This window comes from Shewanella maritima (assembly GCF_043643735.1).
Lineage (GTDB): Bacteria > Pseudomonadota > Gammaproteobacteria > Enterobacterales > Shewanellaceae > Shewanella > Shewanella maritima_A.
In genome coordinates this window covers 40520-60496 of sequence record NZ_JBHZSM010000021.1, presented here as the reverse complement: position 1 = coordinate 60496, position 19977 = coordinate 40520, and the positions used below count along the sequence as shown (strand labels likewise).

The window sequence follows — 19977 nt, the reverse complement described above, 5'->3', positions numbered from 1 at the left end:
AACAAAGATACAGGCAAACCCTAATTGATGATAACCACCTACTGAAGTAGGTGGTTTAGGGCTGAAAATAAAAAAGCATCGACTGTCACAGTCGATGCTTTGTGGCAACACAGTCTACCTATCAAGCTGGTTGATTTAAATACTGCTCGAGCCTTTGCATCCCCTCATCAATGGATACCAAAGCTTGATAACCAAAGTCGCGTTTAGCTGCTGAAATATCAAAATAATGACTGGTGGATAATTGCTTAGCTACAAAGCGCGTCATGATTGGTTCTTGCTGCTTTCCAAGCCAACCATAAACTCGCTCCAATGTTGCACCAGCAGCATAGGCAACCGCTGCAGGGACACGTTTAGTCACTGGCGCAAGCTGTTTACAAGCCAAAATAAGATTCAGCATCTTAGCCATAGTAATGGGTTGATCATTACTTAAAAAATACGCATTACCGGCACATTTACCCGCAACAGTTAATTCCAAAGCAGCCAGAATATGTGCATAAGCAGCATTATCGACATAAATAGTGTCGACCAGTTTATCTTGTTTACCGACTAGCTTAAGTCTGCCAGCTTGAGCTCGCTCGATAACTCTTGGTACTAAATGGGGATCTTCTGGCCCCCAAATTAAATGCGGGCGCAATGCAGTCACTTTTAATTTATCGCTATTGGCCGCTAACATCTTTTTCTCAGCAATCGCCTTAGATTCGCCATAGTGATTAAGGTAATTAGCTGCGTAAGGTGCAGATTCATCAATGCCATTTTCGTCTTCACCTGCGAAGGTCACACTGGGAGTGCTGGTATAAACGAGGTAGCCTACATTCAGCTGCCGACATGCAGATATGATATTAGCTGCGCCATCAACATTAGGTGAAAAATAACTTTGTTTACTGCCCCATACCCCTGCTTTTGATGCGACATGAAACACGGCATCACAACCTTGCATTGCAGAAACGACATCATCAAGTTGGCTGATGTCACCTTGACGCATATCCACTCCGACTTGGTTTAACTGAGGATATTGACCACGTGCTAAGCCAACTACTTCAATGCCTGCGGCTAACAAACGTAAGCAAATAGCTTTACCAAGAAAGCCGCCTGCTCCGGTCACTAATACTTTTGAGACTTTTTGAGATAACTGTTGCAGGGCAAGCTGCTCTTGCTCATGAAGCTGATTAAGTTGTAATTGACTCATGGTTATTCTTTCCACTGTTTTTGGGCCCATACAGCCAGTTTTTCACGAAAAATTTTGGCATTGTGACGCACATCAACGGGAAAATCAGGGTGAATAAGGAATCGAGAAATTCCCTGAGTATGCTGATGACGTTGCGCGATATCCGTTAATGCTTGATATAACACATTGGCTTCAGAACAAGCTGATTGTTTATTCAGCTCAATACACACTAATGGCACAGTTTTACCGTTAACATTTACCCCAACAAGTGCAGAACGTTTTACCTGAGGATGGGTATTAAATACACGCTCACAAGGAATAGAGAAAAAGCGTTTAGTTTTTCCATCGCTACTGGAATCACTGCTGTCATCAACTTGACCATCAACTAAGTGCGCTTTACGGCCGCACATCCACAACAGCCCTTGTTCATCAAGGTAGCCCACATCGCCCATACGATGACGAACACTCTCCGCATCTTTTATCTTAGCGACCTTAGTGGCGGAATCGCGATGATAATAAGCCTGACTCGCCATTGGGCTTTTCACCACAATCTCACCTATTTCACCTGTTGCCAGTGATAAATCATCATGCCATTGACCAATAGGTTGCTCATCAATGGCAATGATAGCAACTTCGACGCCATTAATAGGCTTGCCTACACAAATGCCAGCACCATTATCTGTTTTGTCAGTTGTTGCCATTAACGCTTGGCTGCCAATCATGCTGATCGGCAAAGACTCTGTAGCGCCATAGGAATTAAGCACTTCTACGCCCTGATTAAGCATATGACTGAATAACTCGATTGACGCAATAGTGGCTGGTGCACCTGCTGAAATAACCCGCTTTATGCAAGGTAACTTATGCTGACGTTGGCTATCACTGTTAAAACCCGCTTGTCCTAAACGCTCTAGTAATGCTGGATTCACAAACATATTGCTGCATTGATATTGCTCAATTGCGGCAAATAAATTCTCAGGCTTGGCTGTAATCGGCTTGCTGGCGTCCATATCCGGTACGATTGATGCCATACCTAGTGCAGGTCCAAACAAAGAAAATAATGGGAACGTAGCTAAGTCTCGCTCACCTGGGCTAATGCCGTAATCATGTTTAAGTGCTGCTATTTGCCCCTCAAACATGCTGTGACTATACACCACACCTTTTGGTGTGCCGGTACTGCCACTGGTAAATAAAATAGCAGCCATATCATCAGCATCTAGATACACCATTGGATAAGCCGCATCGCTTTGCCCCAAAGCTACAATTGACTCTAAACTGATTGCACCTGATAACCAACGTTGTACGCCATTACCGCCAACATTAATGACTTTGGTGACACTGCCCTTGCCCCATCCTAATATTCTGCGTGCTAAATGCGCTTTTGGGATACCAATAAATGCATCTGGCTTAGACTCTGCGAAACATTGTTTCAGGTTACGGATCCCCATTCCAGGGTCGACTAAAATAGGAATAACTCCGGCTTTAAATAACGCAAAGGTCAGCGAGAAAAATTCGATACTTGGCGTGACCATTAATACGGCTTTCATGCCCTTAGTGATCCCAAATTTTTCCAGCCCATGTGCAATCACATCTGATTGCTGGTTCAAAGTTGCAAAATCCAGCTCTTGATAATCAAAACCATGCGCCCTAGCTTGCTGCACAGCAACAGCCAAAGCGGTTGGCGTCTCTTTAGCCGCATGCGCTAAATGACGGCAGATATTGGCATCTGCAACAGATGTTTGAGCACTATGTTGTTGAGTCATTGGCAATATTTCACAATTTATGGATAACGAGTTATGAGTAACGATTATTAGGTAACTGTTTTGTTTAAAAAGGTACGCGTATAAAAAACAAATAAAAAGGCTCCTAAGAGCCTTTGTTAGTTGCAGTCCCTTTTATTAAGGGTGCTTTGCAATAAAGTCTGTGATTAAGCCTATCACTTCTTGGCTGGCATCTTCTAGGATGTAATGCCCGCAATCGTCAAACTCATGAAACTCTGCATATGGCATGCGTTGTTTCCACTCCGCAAGGAAGTGTGCATCAAAGACAAAATCTTGTAGACCAAAACAAATCAACGTGGGTGTTTGCTGGAAATGCTTAAGGCTGTCACCAATATCTGTCACTAACTGATAATTTCTATCCGTCGGTTTCAACGGGATATCTTGAACAAAACGCAAAGTCGAAATGCGATTTTTCCAATTATTAAATGGCGCAACATAAGCTTGGCGCACAGCTTTATCCATTGGCTTACGTTTCACACCAACATAAGATGCAGCAGATGAAAACGCATTAAAGCCACGAACTAAAGCGGTACCTATTAAGGTTTCACGACAAACCCATAGCGCCCAAGGAAACGGCTTTGATTCAGGTAGGTGAAACGCGGCAGTATTCAAATACACGAGACGTTTAATGCGATCTGGATGACGTGCAGCGTAACCCGTACCAATCATCCCACCCCAGTCGTGCACAACTAGCGTGATATTTTGCTTTACTTCAAGACTGTCCAGTAACGCTTCTAGATCATCAATACGCTGCTCTAACGTATAGTCATATTGGGTATCATCTGGCTTATCTGACAAGCCGCAGCCCATATGGTCAGGCACAATACATTGATGATTTTCAGCTAATGCGCTCACAAGATTACGGTAATAGTAGCTCCAGCTTGGATTGCCATGCACCATGACCACTGGCTCGCCCTCACCTTCATTCAGGTAATGCAGTTTATTGCCATTCAGATCTAAAAAGTTTTGTTTAAAAGGCATTAAGTTTTCTAACATGATGTACCTAATTCTTATAATGATTATCGTGTCGGGTAAGGGTTTACAGTGATGTTGTTATCACTCAATTACCACTTAATACCTAGCATCATGCAGTTCAAACCACTGCCTATGCCTAAAAAACTTACCTGATCGCCACGACGGATAAAACCATTATCATGAGCGATAGCCGCTGTCACTGGCAAAGAAACGGTGCCCATATTGCCCAGTGATTCATAGGTTGGGTATTCTTTTTCGTGAGGAATACTCAATGCATTCAGTACCTGCCTACGGTTAGATGCACCCACCTGATGGCAAATCACTTTGTCTACTTGCTCAACAACCCAGTCACGTTGTGACAAGAAGTGCTCCCAAGTATGCTTAGCCAGCTCAACGCCTTCTTTTAATAAGGTAACAGCATCTGTACGCATAAATTCACGGTAAAGCATGTGACCCGCTTCTTGCAGACCCCATTGGCAAAGCTGATGATGTTCAGGAGCAGATAAATGACTCGCGCCTAATAGCTGATGCTGTCTATCTGTCGTTAACGGTAAACTACCATCCGTTAAAATCACCGCAATTGCACCAGAACCACCAGTCAATGTTGCCAGTGATTGGGCAAAGTTTTGCATTGTCGGTTCGGCAAGCATGTGATCAATCGTTGCATCGACAATATCGCGCGCAGATTCACAAGACACCACCATACCGGCTTTTATTTGGCCAAGTTCAATACGGTTAGCAATATCTAAAATGCCAGATAACACACCTAAGCATGCATTACTGATGTCATAGATGGCTGTGTCTTTCGATACACCTAATTCAGCAGCAATACGACATGCGGTAGCTGGTTCATGTTGATCGCGACATACCCCGGTGTAAACCACGGCACCCAGTTCGCTAACATCAATGCCAGTTTCTTTCACCGCTTTATTTGCAGCAGCAATCGCACCATCAGATAAACGATGCCCTTTTGGCCACCAGCGACGTTCCTTAATCCCTGTTAAAGCAGTCAACTGCCCCATAGGAATACGAAACTTTTGATACAATGGAGCAAGACGATTTTCTAGATCTGTGCTCGACACAACTTGAGGTGCTAGCTCGTAAGCCAGACTATTAATAAAGACGCGGGAGTATTTCATTAAATCGTATTTTTCGCTTAGCTGTTGGTCACTAAAGCAGCAACCCTATAATGAGGTATTTCAATAACCCGCCATTTGAACAAGATTAGCCCCAATATTCAATCAAAAACCGCATAAAGCTGGCTTTATTTAGCATATTTTTTCTTTGAACAAGGGTTTTCTCACAAAGTTATATCATTGATTTATTCATAATAAACTCAAATAGAATAACTGAAACAATGGTTTAATAACAAAATTAAAACAAACTGAAGCACTAATTGGCTTTATGTGCCCTAATCAGACAATTTCTTGGTGTAATACTGCTTACACAGAATTCAAACACTTCAACCTGATAATTATTTTCAACTAAGTAACAGGCTCTATCGATAACTAACCATTTTTCTAACGCACGTCTAAATAGGTGCGCAATCAAGTCAATCCGCTGCGTCAGTCTTTGGCGTTCAGTCCCAAGCTTAAGATAATAATCAAAGTCAATATCTTCAGTTAACGTCAGCTGTTTGGCATTCGCTGCCCATTGACAAAAGTTGGCGAACTGTCCACTTAATTGACTGCGTTTAATACTCGGAATCGGCAAGTACTCATTAATATTACGCTGCTGTCTTTGTAAACAATCAAAACCTAATCGCCAAGCAATCTCTTTCAAGCGTAATTGTTTTTGACTATCACTGGCTATCACGCTTTGTTGCAAAGGTAGTTGTAAATCATGACGGGATAAGCTGAAAGAAGCTTGTTTAGCAACACTTGATAAAGCTTGATACTGAGGTGTCTGTATCAAGTGATAACAACAAGGTGATATCGCAATAGATTGAGTTTGGGCTTGCGTGGCTAGGTTGAGTAATTTGACATGTAAATCACCACAAGCATGCAGCGCGACTGCGTATTGCTCTTGTCGTAATGGCGAAGCGATAGTTTTAGGGGTTGAAGTAGCAATTGCTTTTGAAGTAGTGACAGGAGTTGAAATAGCCACAGTAATTGCAGCTTCACCTCCAGCACTAGTCGCTTGATGATCTTTATTGGCAATGTTGAACACATCAGCACATTGGAATTGTTGCGGTAGTTGCCATCGCTGCGCAAAGGCTTGTCCTTCATCACATAATGCTTGCTGCCATTCAACACTGTGTACCGGCGTATCATGAAGCTTTGCTAGATAGCGGCCTAAGTGCCCTTTACCTGCACACCACTCCAGTATGGGTGTTTGCGGGGTAATGTAGTTAGAAAACCGTTCTATTTGTTGCCATTTTCGGCCTTTGATATGTGCTGAGAAGTGGCTTTTAATCGCTTCTGGCAGTTGCTTATCATTAACACCTGCTTGTACTTGAACGCTGTTATCGATGACATCAGTTAATAGGCTTTGTAATTGTTGCGACTCAAGATCACTGAGCTGCATGTCTTGAGCTATCACAGGTAAAAAACGCTCAACCAGTAAAGATTGATCAGCATCGAGTGCATCTATCTCACTGTCTGCAACTTGCCACACACTATCTGCCAGCATAGGAAACTGTGCCTGCCAAGGCAATTCATCACAATCAAATGCTTTTACTTGCCATAGGGCCCGATATGCAGCTAAACACGCTGATAATTGCGTCATTTGTTGATGTAAATCCACACTCGGCCTGCTATTCATTACCTTGTATTGTTCCCATTTAGACGCAAAATCAAAAAAGGTGCAACAATACTTGCCGCACCTATTGGTTAACTGTTAATGAGTGTATGACTAAGTCGCTTTAGCCGCTACTTTAGTCGCCATGCGTTTACCCAACCAGACGCCCATTAACAGAGGCGCGAAAAATATCATGACCAAGAATAAGATGAAATACACAATCACACTTTTGATGGTTTCAAGCACCTTATCAAACACCAAGTTGACCGTATTTTGGGTCATTTGATCTAATTGCAACATTGCTGCATCTCGTTCATCACTGATTAATTGTGAAATATGCTGACGCTCACTCATGATCAATAAAGATAACGCCTCGCGTTCTTTAGATAACTGCAGCAATTTGTCGTCTGCAATCAGGCTCATCTCATTAACCAGTGGCATCAATTCATGACGCAACTCAACTGTTAGCTGCTGAATCAACTCAGGTGACTGCTGCATGAGCTGCTGAAACTGTTTGCTGGTCGTTGCAAGGTTTTGCAATGCTTGCTGAATTTCTTGTGGGCCAATAGAAGCTTGAAGGCTGTACAACTCTGCTTTCCAGCCCAGAGTTTTGGGCATTTGCTCAGTCGTCATGGCCATTCTATCTGAAATATCGCTCAAGACTTCAGGCATAGTACCAAAAGTGGTAATAACTTCAGTCTCTGAGAGGCCTGTATAAACTAACCATTCTTGAAATGATGGTGTTCTGTAGAAGCTTAAATTGGCTAAAGGATGATGAGCTGCAAATTGCTCAACAAAAGCGACATCCCGCTCATAGTCACCATTACGTGAAAACCGTTTAGCCGTTGCGGTAAAGTAAATTGATAACTGTTTAGACACTTCAATTGCGGCAGTTTGCTGCTCGGCAAATACGTTTTGCCCCGCTCCAGTTTCAAAAAACTGATGCATTTGCTCGGTGAACACCCAAGTGTCAATCATCGCTGCCACAGGTGAAGCCTGAAATATTGCTTGCTGTAAACTCTGCTGTGAATGAATTTTCCATAATAGAGTATTTGCAATGATTTGCGGGTCGTCCGTATTGGCAGCAATTTCATCAGCAATCCGCTCCACATCATTATAGAAGCGGTAACTGAATTCACGGCTAAATATGCGCATATTCAACTGTTCTTTACTCAATGGCTCAGCGTTATTTTCAAAAGTGACTTCTAATAATGAACAACCCGTTAAACTGGTCACCATAAAAACAATCGTGAGAAAAAATGACGTTGAACGCTGTAATAACCTGTTTATGACTACAGCCATAATGCTACCCTCTTAACAAAGCAAAACATTAATAACAAACTGGCAACTCACCATAAGCAATTTGACACTTATTTTTGACAAGTGATTCGCCATTAATACAAATTAAAAGCAAAATAAAAACACTTACACAATAACGTTAACCATTTGATATGTATGACTTATATCATATCTTTTGTTCGTAAATTACACCTTAAAAAATGGCTGTATACGAGAAAGAAATAAATTGTTGAGGTTTATGTAACCGATGCGGCTTGTGGTTGTGTGTGTCAAAAAACTAAAAAGAAAGGAGTGTAAATGCAGTCACCTTGTGTCGCACGATGTGGTTTGAATGATGATGACTACTGTATGGGGTGTTTCCGTCATATTGATGAAATTGTCACGTGGTCACAAGCAACGGATGCACAAAAACAACAAATTTGGCAACGACTAGCGCAACGTAAGCAGCAATTTGCGGGTGAACAAAATAGCCAAGGGCTTAGCCGTGATAAATGGCTAGAGACAGAGGCAAGGTTAAAGCAGTGCGATTAATGCAGCGATAAACTGTAAAAGCCAAATCACTCATTCACTTACTGCTGTTATGCTATGTGACTTTTACTGAACTTGGTATTTTTCAAGCCGATACAAAAATGCCTTGTAGCTGAGGCCAAGGAATTGCGCTGCTTTGGTTTTATTACCATTGAATTTTGACAAGGCCTGCATTAAACAGCTCTTCTCTATGCTTTCCCATTGAATACCTTGTTCGGGTAAGTTAAACATAAAGTCTGCATTTGAAGAGGCCATTGGTTGTAACCCTTCACACAATTCTTGCTCATCACCCAATAGTACAAAGCGTTCAATTCGATTAGCTAACTCGCGCACATTGCCCGGCCATGCATAATCCAACATCCGCTTTTTGGCTTGTGTCGATAATGTCGGCGCAGGTAATTGATAGTTTTTACTGTGTAAACGGGTGAAATGCTCAATCAATTGGCCTATATCTTCCTGACGCTCTCTTAAAGCAGGCATATTGATAGGTACAACATTAAGACGATAATACAAATCTTCTCTAAAACGCCCTTGGGCAACTTCTTCGGCTAAATCTTTATGGGTTGCTGCGATGACTCGTACATCAAGTTGAATATCTTTGTGGCTACCTAAACGGTTAATTGTGCCTTCTTGTAAGAATCGTAATAATTTACTCTGTTGCAATAAGGGCAGCTCACCAATTTCATCCAGAAACAAGGTACCTTGGTTAGACGCTTCGATTTTGCCTACTTTATCGGTATTGGCACCAGTAAACGCGCCCTTTTCAGCGCCAAATAATTCTGCTTCCGCGAGTGATTCCGGTATTGCGCCGCAATTGATAGCAATGAAGGCTTGATGTTGCCTTGGCGATAGTTGATGTAATGCCCTTGCCGCTAATTCTTTACCTGTGCCGCTTTCCCCGCCAATTAATACGGTCACATCGGTTGAGCCAATACGGGTTAAGCGGTCATAAACCTGTTGCATACAAGGGGCTTTTCCAACTAGACCAACTAACGCTTTTTGCTCTGATAACTCATCGGTTAACCGTTTATTCTGGCGCTTTAAGCTTAATGCTTGAGCAACCTTATTTATCGATAACATTAACGCCTGTCGCTGATAAGGCTTAGTTAAATAGTCATCGGCTCCCAGTTGCATCGCATCCACAGCATGACTAATGGTGCCGTAGGCCGTGGCGATGATAAACCCAGTATCTGGATACTCTCTTTGCACATAATTCAATAAATCCATGCCTGTTAACTGACCTAGTTTCCAATCAGAAAACACAATATCCGGTGGTGATTGTTTAATGCGGACAATTGCGGCTTCTACACAATCAGCACTATCGATGACAAATGATTCAGAAGACAAAATTTGAACAATCAACCCCCTTTGTTCATGATCATCTTCTACAACTAAAATCCGTAATTTTTCCATTTCATTTTTCACTTAATTGTTTAATTTCTTAGTTAAGCGGATTGGTCTAGCCAGCATGAAGCTATTTTTTAAAGCTCAACTCAACAATAGTGCCGCCTTGTGGGTTATCAGTCACAGCAATATCACCTTGGTAGTGGCTGGTGATTATTTTTTTCGCTAAATAGAGCCCCATTCCAGAGCCTTCGGCTTTACTACTTATATGGGCTTCAAAGAGCTTATCTTTGATAGTGTTTTCTATGCCTACGCCGCTATCTGTCACAGTAACATGATATGACTCATCGGATTCAGATGTAGTAACTTCAATCGTTTGATGCTCGGTTGATGCTTCAACAGCGTTGGTGATGACAGAATGTAAGATGGTTCGAATTTCCGTTTCACTGCCCTTAATCGGCATATCAAGTAGTTGCACGACTTGAATAGCGGCCACTTTAGGGCTCATTTTCATTTCCAGTAAAATATCTTGCACAACGGTGTCAATGTTGATGCTTTGCTGCCTATCAATATCAGTGTTGCCGAGCGCAAGTAATGCTTGAATGTTTTTATCCATTACCATCATCTTTTGCCGAATTTTGTCATAGAGGCGAAGACGTTGTTGCTGATCATCTTGGATGCTAGCCTGATCAGCTAATAAACCAATAGTATGCAATGGATTACGTAGACTATGAGCAATACTTTTAGCCATTTGACCTAAGTCAGCAAGGTGCTGCTGCGCCGCCATGGATTGTTCTTTTTCATTCCAGTGCATAAGCTGTTTGCTCATACGGTTAAACCCTTGCATGATCTGCTGCAGCTCTTTGACACCTTGTTCAGGCACCGTCACGCCAAACTCCCCCTTACCAAGTGCCGTATGCCCTTGATGCAAAGCACTCAATGGCCGAGTAAATCTTGTCGTAAGCCAAAATGCAATGCATAAGGTTAGCAGACATGAAATGATCACCATCCATATTAATGACTCGCTAAACTTTTCAAGGGTATGCTTAGACTCGTTGCTTGGCACGTTAAATTGGCGAGAGTTAATCACAGTGCCATCATCAAAATGTTTTATCACTACTTGACCTTCATTTAGCCAGTTATCAGTATCAATATCTAAGTTATCTACTAATTGTTTTACTCTGGCTTCATATGCCGCAACAGCGTCTTTTTGTATTAATACTTGCTTGGTTACCAATGCTTGTTGTTGCTGTTGCAACTGCTGTGATTTCTGCTGTGTTTGTTGCTCGACAAGTTGCGAAATATATTCATTAATCTGTTGATTTAATTGTACTAAATCTTGTTGCCTTTGAACTTCGTCAAATTTTCGGTCCGATTGCGTGGATAGTCGAACATATTGCTCAGAAAGTGCTTCAATTTTTGCTTGCAATCTCGCTCGCTCAGCATCCTCTGCAGCTAGTTCCTCCTGATCCATAAAAATAATATCAAGTTCTATATCATCAAATGCTTGCTCAACAGATTGCAACTCATGCTCAACCTGCTCACGCACTCGTTGAACGCTTTCTGGCTCATCATGCTGATGTACATCATCATTTTGTACACCAAGCTTTTGAACATCATGGTTTTGCACATCAACAGTAATAAATTGTTGACCAGCGTCTGACAGTTGTTCAAACGCAAGTCTTATTACATCTTGAGATAACGTTTTAGAACTCTGCTGCAACTGTGCTTGCAACTCAGTTTTTACATAGTTCATTAACAAGAGCTGGCTTAATCCTAATGCCGTGATCAACAGACCGAATAACATGAACAAGTAAAAGCGGATTGACATAGTTTCTCCATAAAATGATGTTGTTGAAGCTGCATAAACTGAGCCTACAACTATCTATCAATATTTATACCAAGTTAGAGCATCTATCATTAAAAACCAATAACCCTAGAAAAATACATAAAATCAAACATATAAGCTAAATCCAATTGGCTAAACTTGTCCATTTCACTGTCATCGACTTAATGACATTTCCTCATATGAGGAAATTGATGTCTTAAATAAGGAAGTTTTATGATGATGATTCAATAGTCAGCTCAAGTAGTTCCCGCTTAACTAACTGAAAATACGTAATTAAGTAGGATTGGCACGCTACTGGCAACACTTAATTAACTGTAGCCAACTAACTTTAGTCATACAGTGACATCACTTAGCAGGGAAAGCCCATGCTGACTTTTGAAATAACCAATAGGACGTGAACCAATGAAATCAGTAAACGTAATGGCTCATACAGCTCTTTTTCACAAGTTTAACCAACAAATGCTGGCAATGGCTGTCAGCAGCATGTTGTTGATAGCGCCATTAACATCGCACGCTGCTACCGTCGACATTGAGAAAGCAGAACAAACTGCCAGCCAAAGCTATTCAGTAGCGATGCAAATTCAACAAGACAGTAATGACATCACACAGGCCAAAGTGAGTGTTGATGGTGATGAGCATGAATTTAATTTCACTCAAGATGAACTTAAGGATAACCAAGCGCTACAAGAAACACTGGCAGTTTTACCAGAGAAAGTACAGCAGTCTGTCATTGCAGCCCTTACTTCGCTCGATGGCAAACACAAAATGGCTATTATTAAAAAACAAAAACTGTCAGCAGAAGATCAACAAAAGCTGGCAGAACTGCACGAAAAATTAGCCTCAAAGCAAGCTGACATAGAAAAGAAAGTGCGTGTATTCGCGATTAAATCTGAAGATATGGCTGATAAACAATTAGAAATGGAAACATTAGCCAAAGAGATGGCAAAGCTTGGTGAAGATTATCAGGTAATGTTTGATGCTGAGTCTGCAGAAGTGGATGTAGAAATCCACCAATTGGCAGATGGTCTTGAAGCCATCGTTGAGCAAATTGTTGAAATTGAAACCCAAGGGTTAGAAGTTGATACACAGTTACTCGGTGAAGGCGAACATAAAGTGATGATAATCCACCATGATGGCGACAACGCCAGTGAGCAAATTGAGCGCCTGATTGAACACCATGATTTATCAGACGAGCAGAAACAAAAGCTACGTAAATTACTCGAAACTGACTAAGCCACTTGAGATTTCTGCTCCTAAAAAGGCTGCATTATGCAGCCTTTTTACCCTTCGTGTTCATCATGCTAAAATCATATTGCTAACTATCACATCATTTATCTTTCATTAAGTTATTGTTTTAGAAGTAGTGTCATATGTATGTCAGGTTCAAGTCGTGTTTTTATTACCGTTTTATTTGCATGATTGGGCTCACAGCAACAAAAGGAATTGATTCATGATTATTCGAAAACTCAGATTACAACGAGGTTGGTCACAGGAGCAATTGGCGCAACTAAGCGGGTTAAGTATTCGCACAATTCAACGCCTTGAGCGTGGGCAAAAGCCGAGTTTAGAATCATCCAATGCTCTTTCTGCTGTATTTGAAGTTGAACTTTCGACCTTTACTGAGGCAAATGACATGACAGATGATATTCGCGAGCAACAAAAACACCTAGACAGCAAAAATTTAACTATCGAAGAACAGCAGGCAATAGAGTATGTCAAAGACCTAAAAGGTTTTTATGGTTCACTGACAGCCTTTGCCATTTTTATTCCATTTATATTTATTTTGAATTACATGATTTCACCTCAGTATTACTGGGCGTGGTGGGCATTAATTGGCTGGGGGATTGGCATTGTCATTCACGGCGCTTTAGTATTTGAACTGTTTAGTTTTCATGATGCTAATTGGGAAAGAAAACAAGTAGAAAAACGACTTGGCCGAAAGCTCTAATAAGAATGATATTTCTGCAACCATCATCAATTAGGTGAGTAAGCCATAATTCTGTGAGCAGCTAATCGTATGTAAAGAATCCACCTATTGAAGTAGATGGTTTAGTGACTGAAAACAAAAAAGCCAGCAAGAAGCTGGCTTTTATATTGATGGTCAAACCTATAGATTACTTTTTCATCATGCTTTTTAAATCAGCAAATGGGTTATAAGTTGCCGCTTCTTGTTTGGTCTCTGTGGTACTGCCATAACGGATCAAATCTTCATATTTAGAATGCTCATTATCATGGCAATACAAGCATAATAATTCCCAGTTACTGCCATCAGACGGGTTATTATCATGATTATGGTCCACATGGTGCACAGTCAGTTCACTGAGGTTCTTATGGGTAAACTCACGAGTGCAGCGTCCACAAATCCATGGATATAGCTTTAACGCCTGTTCACGATAACCTTTCTCGCGATTGGATTTATATTCCCGTGCTTCAGCGAGCACTTTATCTAATTTACTTTGACCAGTGGACATATCAGTTCCTAACTTCAGCATTGATGATGCAATATAACCCCAAGTTCGTTCACTGTGAATACTTGGGGTGATAACACTGCTAATCTGTGACCAATTCTGAGTTAGTTAAGTGGACATAGTGCAAATAACGCTCATATTGATTGACAATATCTGCAATAATTTGCTCTTCGGTATACCCCATCACATCGTATTCTTGACCGCCGTGCTCTAAGAACACTTCGACTCGGAAATACTGTTCAGAATCAAACACTTCAACGTCAGTTCCCGTCATAGAAAATTCACGGATCCGCAAACCATACACAAACGGTAACGTCTCATCATTACCAATGACTAAACGGATACGTTCATCAATGGTATTAATGCTTGCCGGAACACGCTTTTCAGCAAAACTTTGTCTTACTTGCTCAAGTGCAGGCTTAGCCACTTTGTCTAAAAAGTCTTGTGCTTCATCATGACTTGGCATTGACACTAATACATCAATTCTATCTTTCCAACTCATGTTGGTTTTAGCAAATTGCACGCTGGTATTGTGTGATTGCACATTGTTTAGCTTTAACCAGTCATCTTGTAATGCTCTGAATAAGCCAAAACACATCAGTAACATGACAATTAAGAATGGCAAAGCACTGGCAATAGCAGCTGTCTGCAACGCTTGTAAACCACCCGCTAATAGTAACACCGCGGCGACAGCACCTTGCAGTACCGCCCAAAATACACGCTGCCATACAGGAGATTTTGGATCGCCACCCGAGGTGAGATTATCTATCACTAACGAGCCAGAGTCAGAAGAGGTCACAAAGAATGTCACCACTAAACATAGTGCAATAATTGACAGCACATTAGTCATAGGTAAGTGTTCAAAAAACTTGAACAAGGCCACAGACACATCGGTAGACACCGCTTGCGAAAGGTAATCAGCACCATGATTCATTATGGCGTCAATGGCTGAGTTACCGAACACGGTCATCCATAAGAAGGTTATCCCTGCAGGTACAAACAATACACCAACTAAGAATTCACGGATGGTTCTACCGCGCGATACGCGAGCAATAAAGGTACCAACGAATGGCGACCATGAAACCCACCAGCCCCAATACAAGAGTGTCCAACCACCAATCCAATCTTCTTTTTGTTCGTAGGCATATAAGTTAAATGTTTTGCCCACAATATCACTCAGGTAACCACCGGTGTTTTGTACAAATGCTTGCAACAGCACAACAGTTGGACCAAGTAAAAGCACCAGCAACATCAACAAAATGGCAAAGAATAAGTTAAATTCACTTAATCGTTTTACGCCCTTATCTAACCCAGAAAATACAGAAATAGTCGCAATGGATGAAATAACCGCAATCAGGGTAACCTGCACAGTGACATTATTAGGAATGCCTTCAAACATGTAACTTAATCCAGCGTTAACCTGGAACACACCAAAGCCAAGCGAGGTCGCAACACCAAACATGGTGCCTAATACCGCAAAGGTATCTACAGCATGACCAATTGGCCCATAAATTCTATCGCCAATTAATGGGTACAATGCTGAACGAGGCAACAAAGGCAATTTATGACGGTAACTAAAATACGCCAGACTCAGTGCCACTACAGCATAGATAGCCCAAGCATGAATACCCCAATGGAAAAAGGTAATTTTCATGGCTTCTTTGGCCGCTGCTATTGTTTCAGGTGTTGTGTCTGGTGGCGCAAGATAGTGCATGACAGGTTCTGCCACACCAAAAAACATCAAACCAATACCCATACCCGCTGAAAACAGCATGGCTATCCAGCTTTTATAGCTGTAATCAGGTACAGAATGATCAGGGCCTAATTTAATATCACCGAAACGGCTAACCATCACAAACATGATAAAAATCATAAAGATGGCGACACTAAGAATATAGAACCAACCTGCCGTTTCCTCAAACCAGGATTGAACAGATTTAAAGATATTGCCAGATTGATCTGGCCAAATAGCACAAACAAGTACCATTAATACAATCAGTGTGACAGAAGAGAAAAATACAGGCGGGTTAATACGTGCCCTACGGAACATCATTACTCCTAGGTTGGAGATGCATTTAGAATATGAGCTGATTATTAAAGAAATTTTTCGTTATCGATTTAAATCAGAACAGAAAATACTAGCACATCAGCCATCATTGCGATGCGATAAATACCAAATAACATGACTTAATCAGCCATAAGTTATCAACAATGACAACTCAACAGTAAAAACGTAACAAAACCAACAAATCATCAGCATCATTAATTGCTTGAATTACAGATAAATAAGTCGCCGTCACACAGTAACTCGACCTGTAATCGTTCTAGTTAACCTTCAACACTGTCAATCAAGTTACTTTCAGAACCTTTATTGCAGATATGACGCAGCCTGTAGAAACTTACCACCTTACGCGAAGCTAATCTTTTTATTTGATTCAGAGTAAGAAGTTAACAACGAGTAAAACTAAAAAGCCACAGAGTAATCTGTGGCTTTTTGATATAAAAAAAATTTAACGATACGCTACACCAAAAGCAGGTTAACGAATTACGTCTTTTTCCATTTCTTCATATGTGGTATGACGTACATCTTTACCTTTTACAAAGTAAATTACGTACTCACAGATATTCTTACAACGGTCACCAACCCGTTCAACTGCTCGCGCTGCCCATAAGACGTCTAGCACACCTGGAATTGAACGCGGATCTTCCATCATATAAGTCATTAACTGACGAATGATACCTTCATATTCTTTATCAAGTTTGGCATCTTCTTTATGGAGTTCTAACGCTTTTTCAGCATCCATACGCGCTAATGCATCAAGGGTTGCATGTAATGTACGAGTGGCGTGACGTCCCATGCTTTCAATGCTAACTAATAACGGCTCTTGGCTTTTGGTACGCTTCTCGACTGCAGCTTTTGCAATACGTACACAGGCATCACCAATACGCTCAAGGTCTGTAATCGTTTTAGAAATGGTAATGATTAACCGCAAATCACTTGCTGCAGGTTGACGCTTAGCAATGATTCGGGTGCATTCTTCATCAATGGCCACTTCCATGCCATTGACCTTATGGTCGCCGGCGATCACTGCCTTAGCCAGTTCTGCATCTAAGCCCGCTAGTGCATCTAACGCCTGCTCTAATTGACGTTCAACAAGGCCACCCATGCTCAGAACGCGATTACGAATATCTTCTAGCTCAGCATTAAACTGACCTGAAATATGCTTGTTTAAGCTTTTATTTTCCATTTGTTTAACCTTCAATTCTATGAAATTTTCAGCCGCTTAATACGGCTGAAGTAAGTGCTGAGCGATTACCCGTAACGACCAGTAATATAATCTTCGGTTTTACGCTTTTTAGGCGTAGTAAAGATAGTATTGGTGTCAGCATATTCAATTAGCTCACCCATATACATGAAGGCTGTTTGGTCTGACACACGTGCAGCCTGTTGCATGTTATGAGTAACAATCACAACCGTATATTGTTTTTTAAGATCGGTTATCAATTCTTCGATGGTTAATGTTGAGATTGGATCCAGAGCTGATGTTGGTTCATCAAGCAATAAGACTTCTGGCTCAATCGCAATCGCACGTGCAATCACTAGACGCTGTTGCTGACCGCCCGAAAGACCGAATGCATTATCGTGTAGACGATCTTTCACTTCATCCCAAATTGCTGCACCGCGTAAAGAACGTTCAGCGGCTTCATCAAGTTCGCGACGGTTATTGACACCTTGCAGGCGCAAACCATAAACTACATTCTCATAGATTGATTTTGGGAATGGATTTGGACGCTGGAATACCATACCAACATTACGACGCAAGCTCGCGACATCAACGTTCTTGTGATAAATATTCTGCCCATGAAGCAGAATTTCACCATCAATCTTACAAGTATCAACTAAGTCATTCATACGGTTAATGCAACGTAGTAACGTCGACTTACCACAACCCGATGGACCAATAAATGCAGTCACCTGCTTTTTAGGGATCTTCATCGATACATCGAAAAGCGCCTGTTTGTCTGCATAACGTAAGTTTAAGTTACGGATCTCTAATGCGGTATCCTGTTCTGGCAAGTTAGCCAGGTCAACGGTTTCATTTTGCATTGCGGTTCTATCTATTGAAATCATGTTTTCTTATCCTCAGGATATCGCTAATTAGTGTTCTAGCGAACGGAATTTTTCACGTAAATGGTTGCGCACGCTGATGGCAGTTAAGTTAAGCGTGACAATCACCGAAACAAGCAAGAAAGAAGTGGCATATACCAAAGGTCTTGCTGCTTCAACGTTAGGGCTTTGGAAGCCTACGTCATAAATATGGAAGCCTAAGTGCATAAACTTACGCTCTAAATGTACAAACGGGAAGTTCATATCGATTGGCAATGTTGGTGCAAGTTTTACCACACCAACTAGCATTAATGGTGCTACCTCACCCGCTGCACGTGCAACCGCTAAGATAAGACCCGTCATAATTGCTGGGCTCGCCATTGGGATCACAATTCGCCACAGTGTCTCTGCTTTGGTAGCGCCTAACGCTAAACTACCTTGCCTGACTGAGCTAGGGATACGGCTCAAGCCTTCTTCGGTGGACACAATCACTACCGGTAATGTCAAAATCGCTAAGGTTAATGCAGACCAGATAACACCTGGAGAGCCAAAGGTGGGTGACGGTAACGCTTCAGGGTAAAACAGTTGGTCAATTGAACCACCTAACATGTAAACAAAGAAGCCTAAGCCGAAAACACCGTAAACAATGGAAGGTACACCGGCTAAGTTAATCACTGCAATGCGGATCATCTTAGTAATTGGGCCTTTCTTGGCATATTCATGTAAGTAAATCGCTGCAATCACACCAAATGGCGTCACAATCACGGCCATTAACATCACCATGAATACCGTACCAAAAATAGCGGGGAACACACCACCTTCAGTATTGGCTTCACGTGGGTCATCACTGACAAACCGACCTAAGCCAACAAACCAATGGCTAACTTTGCCAAGCAAAGACATGTGGTTGACGTAGCTTACATCAATCACGGTATCAAGGCGTAAAGTCACCTCTTCACCACGCATATCGCGAATAATAACCGAGTCACGTGCAGCATCATCTCGCATCGCAAACAGCTGCTTTTCTAGCACAAGGTAATCATCGTTTAGCGCTTTAACTTGACCGTCAATTTCAGATTTACGCTCTGGTGTCAGGTTACCATTAAGTTCAAACTTACGTTCTTTCAAACGTAAACGCTCTAAGCTGTAGTTAATAGCACCAATATCACTTTTCTGTAATGTTAAGGCTTCATCTGTAATGGCAACTGCTCGTGCAATTTGCTCGCCTAATTTAACCTCTAGCGCTTCACCTTCTAAATTAAGGCGCTTGCCATCTTCAATAACAGCGATGGGATAACCATAGAAGTTACCATTTTTAGTTCGCTCAAATTTGGCGACATCTTCAGGCACGCTGCGACTAACGATGTTCGTTTCATATATCCAACGAAAATCTAACCCAACAAACTCACGGTTACCTGTTTTTACTAGGTAGCGCGTAACAAACTCGCCGGGATGTTCATTGAACTTGTGACCTGCTGAAATTAATCGCTCAGTTGGCACTTCTTCTCTGTCATAGATTTCACCAATCAGAGTGCTCTTTTCACCGTTCTGGTCTAGCATCTCCCATTGATAGATATCTGCAGGCCAGAAATAGCTAAGGCCACGCCATGCAATCAGCAGCAATAAGCCTAATACAGCAATCAAGCTTAAACTGACCGCGCCACCTGTCATCCAAATCCAAGGTGAGCCTGATTTAAACCACTTACCCATTGCACAAACCTCTC

Annotated in this window: 16 protein-coding genes; 3 read left to right on the top strand and 13 right to left on the bottom strand. The window is 41.7% G+C overall.

Annotated elements, in window-relative coordinates:
• Positions 1 to 121: 121 nt before the first annotated feature.
• The 6 genes from oleD to ACHUGF_RS17110 all read right to left on the bottom strand — a co-directional run bounded on the left by oleD (position 122) and on the right by ACHUGF_RS17110 (position 7959).
• Positions 122 to 1186: a 2-alkyl-3-oxoalkanoate reductase gene (gene oleD / locus ACHUGF_RS17135; RefSeq protein ID WP_394133044.1), complete on the bottom strand. Its 1065-nt coding sequence runs from the start codon at positions 1184 to 1186 to the stop codon at positions 122 to 124.
• A gap of 2 nt (positions 1187 to 1188) precedes the next feature.
• Complete coding sequence (oleC, locus tag ACHUGF_RS17130) at positions 1189 to 2925, bottom strand: olefin beta-lactone synthetase (protein WP_394133043.1); 1737 nt, start codon at positions 2923 to 2925, stop codon at positions 1189 to 1191.
• Positions 2926 to 3060: 135 nt separating this feature from the next.
• The gene (locus ACHUGF_RS17125; RefSeq protein WP_394133041.1) at positions 3061 to 3939 is read right to left on the bottom strand and encodes an alpha/beta fold hydrolase; all 879 of its coding nucleotides are present in this window, start codon (positions 3937 to 3939) and stop codon (positions 3061 to 3063) included.
• 68 nt (positions 3940 to 4007) lie between these two features.
• Entirely contained in the window at positions 4008 to 5057 is a 1050-nt protein-coding gene (locus ACHUGF_RS17120; protein WP_394133039.1) for a 3-oxoacyl-ACP synthase III, read from the bottom strand.
• 253 nt (positions 5058 to 5310) lie between these two features.
• Positions 5311 to 6681 (bottom strand): methyltransferase, encoded by a 1371-nt coding sequence (locus ACHUGF_RS17115; protein ID WP_394133037.1) that lies wholly within the window; start codon positions 6679 to 6681, stop codon positions 5311 to 5313.
• A gap of 90 nt (positions 6682 to 6771) precedes the next feature.
• A complete protein-coding gene (locus ACHUGF_RS17110) occupies positions 6772 to 7959 on the bottom strand; it encodes a chemotaxis protein (RefSeq protein WP_394133036.1) in 1188 nt (395 codons plus the stop codon).
• A gap of 294 nt (positions 7960 to 8253) precedes the next feature.
• Between ACHUGF_RS17110 and ACHUGF_RS17105 the strand changes: the two genes are divergently transcribed.
• Positions 8254 to 8487, top strand: coding sequence for a DUF1289 domain-containing protein (locus ACHUGF_RS17105; protein WP_394133035.1), 234 nt, complete (start codon positions 8254 to 8256; stop codon positions 8485 to 8487).
• Between the two features lie 63 nt (positions 8488 to 8550).
• On the opposite strand, the gene ACHUGF_RS17100 is transcribed toward ACHUGF_RS17105, so the two are convergent.
• Positions 8551 to 9897, bottom strand: a complete 1347-nt coding sequence (locus tag ACHUGF_RS17100) for a sigma-54-dependent transcriptional regulator (RefSeq protein WP_394133034.1) — start codon at positions 9895 to 9897, stop codon at positions 8551 to 8553.
• Positions 9898 to 9958: 61 nt separating this feature from the next.
• Positions 9959 to 11659, bottom strand: a complete 1701-nt coding sequence (locus tag ACHUGF_RS17095) for a sensor histidine kinase (protein ID WP_394133032.1) — start codon at positions 11657 to 11659, stop codon at positions 9959 to 9961.
• Positions 11660 to 12079: 420 nt separating this feature from the next.
• On the opposite strand from ACHUGF_RS17095, the gene ACHUGF_RS17090 reads away from it, so the two are divergent.
• On the top strand, positions 12080 to 12910 hold the full coding sequence (locus tag ACHUGF_RS17090) for a hypothetical protein (protein ID WP_394133030.1): 831 nt from the start codon (positions 12080 to 12082) through the stop codon (positions 12908 to 12910).
• Positions 12911 to 13127: 217 nt separating this feature from the next.
• Entirely contained in the window at positions 13128 to 13625 is a 498-nt protein-coding gene (locus ACHUGF_RS17085) for a 2TM domain-containing protein (RefSeq protein ID WP_394133028.1), read from the top strand.
• Positions 13626 to 13791: 166 nt separating this feature from the next.
• Here ACHUGF_RS17085 and ACHUGF_RS17080 read toward each other — a convergent pair whose 3' ends face one another.
• The 5 genes from ACHUGF_RS17080 to pstA form a co-directional block, all read right to left on the bottom strand.
• The gene (locus tag ACHUGF_RS17080; protein WP_394133026.1) at positions 13792 to 14148 is read right to left on the bottom strand and encodes a YajD family HNH nuclease; all 357 of its coding nucleotides are present in this window, start codon (positions 14146 to 14148) and stop codon (positions 13792 to 13794) included.
• 79 nt (positions 14149 to 14227) lie between these two features.
• Positions 14228 to 16195 (bottom strand): BCCT family transporter, encoded by a 1968-nt coding sequence (locus ACHUGF_RS17075; protein WP_394133024.1) that lies wholly within the window; start codon positions 16193 to 16195, stop codon positions 14228 to 14230.
• Positions 16196 to 16682: 487 nt separating this feature from the next.
• Entirely contained in the window at positions 16683 to 17393 is a 711-nt protein-coding gene (phoU, locus tag ACHUGF_RS17070) for a phosphate signaling complex protein PhoU (protein WP_394133023.1), read from the bottom strand.
• Between the two features lie 65 nt (positions 17394 to 17458).
• Positions 17459 to 18277 (bottom strand): phosphate ABC transporter ATP-binding protein PstB, encoded by an 819-nt coding sequence (pstB, locus tag ACHUGF_RS17065; protein WP_394133021.1) that lies wholly within the window; start codon positions 18275 to 18277, stop codon positions 17459 to 17461.
• A 27-nt stretch (positions 18278 to 18304) separates the two neighbouring features.
• Positions 18305 to 19963, bottom strand: a complete 1659-nt coding sequence (gene pstA / locus ACHUGF_RS17060) for a phosphate ABC transporter permease PstA (protein ID WP_394133019.1) — start codon at positions 19961 to 19963, stop codon at positions 18305 to 18307.
• Between the last annotated feature and the right edge of the window lie 14 nt (positions 19964 to 19977).

Bases quoted from the DNA above. Each gene is read 5' to 3' on its own strand.
- ACHUGF_RS17115 (WP_394133037.1), bottom strand. From the start codon at position 6,681: ATGAATAGCAGGCCGAGTGTGGATTTACATCAACAAATGACGCAATTA.
- pstB (WP_394133021.1), bottom strand. From the start codon at position 18,277: ATGATTTCAATAGATAGAACCGCAATGCAAAATGAAACCGTTGACCTG.
- ACHUGF_RS17110 (WP_394133036.1), bottom strand. From the start codon at position 7,959: ATGGCTGTAGTCATAAACAGGTTATTACAGCGTTCAACGTCATTTTTT.
- phoU (WP_394133023.1), bottom strand. From the start codon at position 17,393: ATGGAAAATAAAAGCTTAAACAAGCATATTTCAGGTCAGTTTAATGCT.
- ACHUGF_RS17095 (WP_394133032.1), bottom strand. From the start codon at position 11,659: ATGTCAATCCGCTTTTACTTGTTCATGTTATTCGGTCTGTTGATCACG.
- ACHUGF_RS17105 (WP_394133035.1), top strand. From the start codon at position 8,254: ATGCAGTCACCTTGTGTCGCACGATGTGGTTTGAATGATGATGACTAC.
- ACHUGF_RS17100 (WP_394133034.1), bottom strand. From the start codon at position 9,897: ATGGAAAAATTACGGATTTTAGTTGTAGAAGATGATCATGAACAAAGG.
- pstA (WP_394133019.1), bottom strand. From the start codon at position 19,963: ATGGGTAAGTGGTTTAAATCAGGCTCACCTTGGATTTGGATGACAGGT.
- oleC (WP_394133043.1), bottom strand. From the start codon at position 2,925: ATGACTCAACAACATAGTGCTCAAACATCTGTTGCAGATGCCAATATC.
- oleD (WP_394133044.1), bottom strand. From the start codon at position 1,186: ATGAGTCAATTACAACTTAATCAGCTTCATGAGCAAGAGCAGCTTGCC.
- ACHUGF_RS17075 (WP_394133024.1), bottom strand. From the start codon at position 16,195: ATGTTCCGTAGGGCACGTATTAACCCGCCTGTATTTTTCTCTTCTGTC.
- ACHUGF_RS17080 (WP_394133026.1), bottom strand. From the start codon at position 14,148: ATGTCCACTGGTCAAAGTAAATTAGATAAAGTGCTCGCTGAAGCACGG.
- ACHUGF_RS17125 (WP_394133041.1), bottom strand. From the start codon at position 3,939: ATGTTAGAAAACTTAATGCCTTTTAAACAAAACTTTTTAGATCTGAAT.
- ACHUGF_RS17090 (WP_394133030.1), top strand. From the start codon at position 12,080: ATGAAATCAGTAAACGTAATGGCTCATACAGCTCTTTTTCACAAGTTT.
- ACHUGF_RS17085 (WP_394133028.1), top strand. From the start codon at position 13,128: ATGATTATTCGAAAACTCAGATTACAACGAGGTTGGTCACAGGAGCAA.
- ACHUGF_RS17120 (WP_394133039.1), bottom strand. From the start codon at position 5,057: ATGAAATACTCCCGCGTCTTTATTAATAGTCTGGCTTACGAGCTAGCA.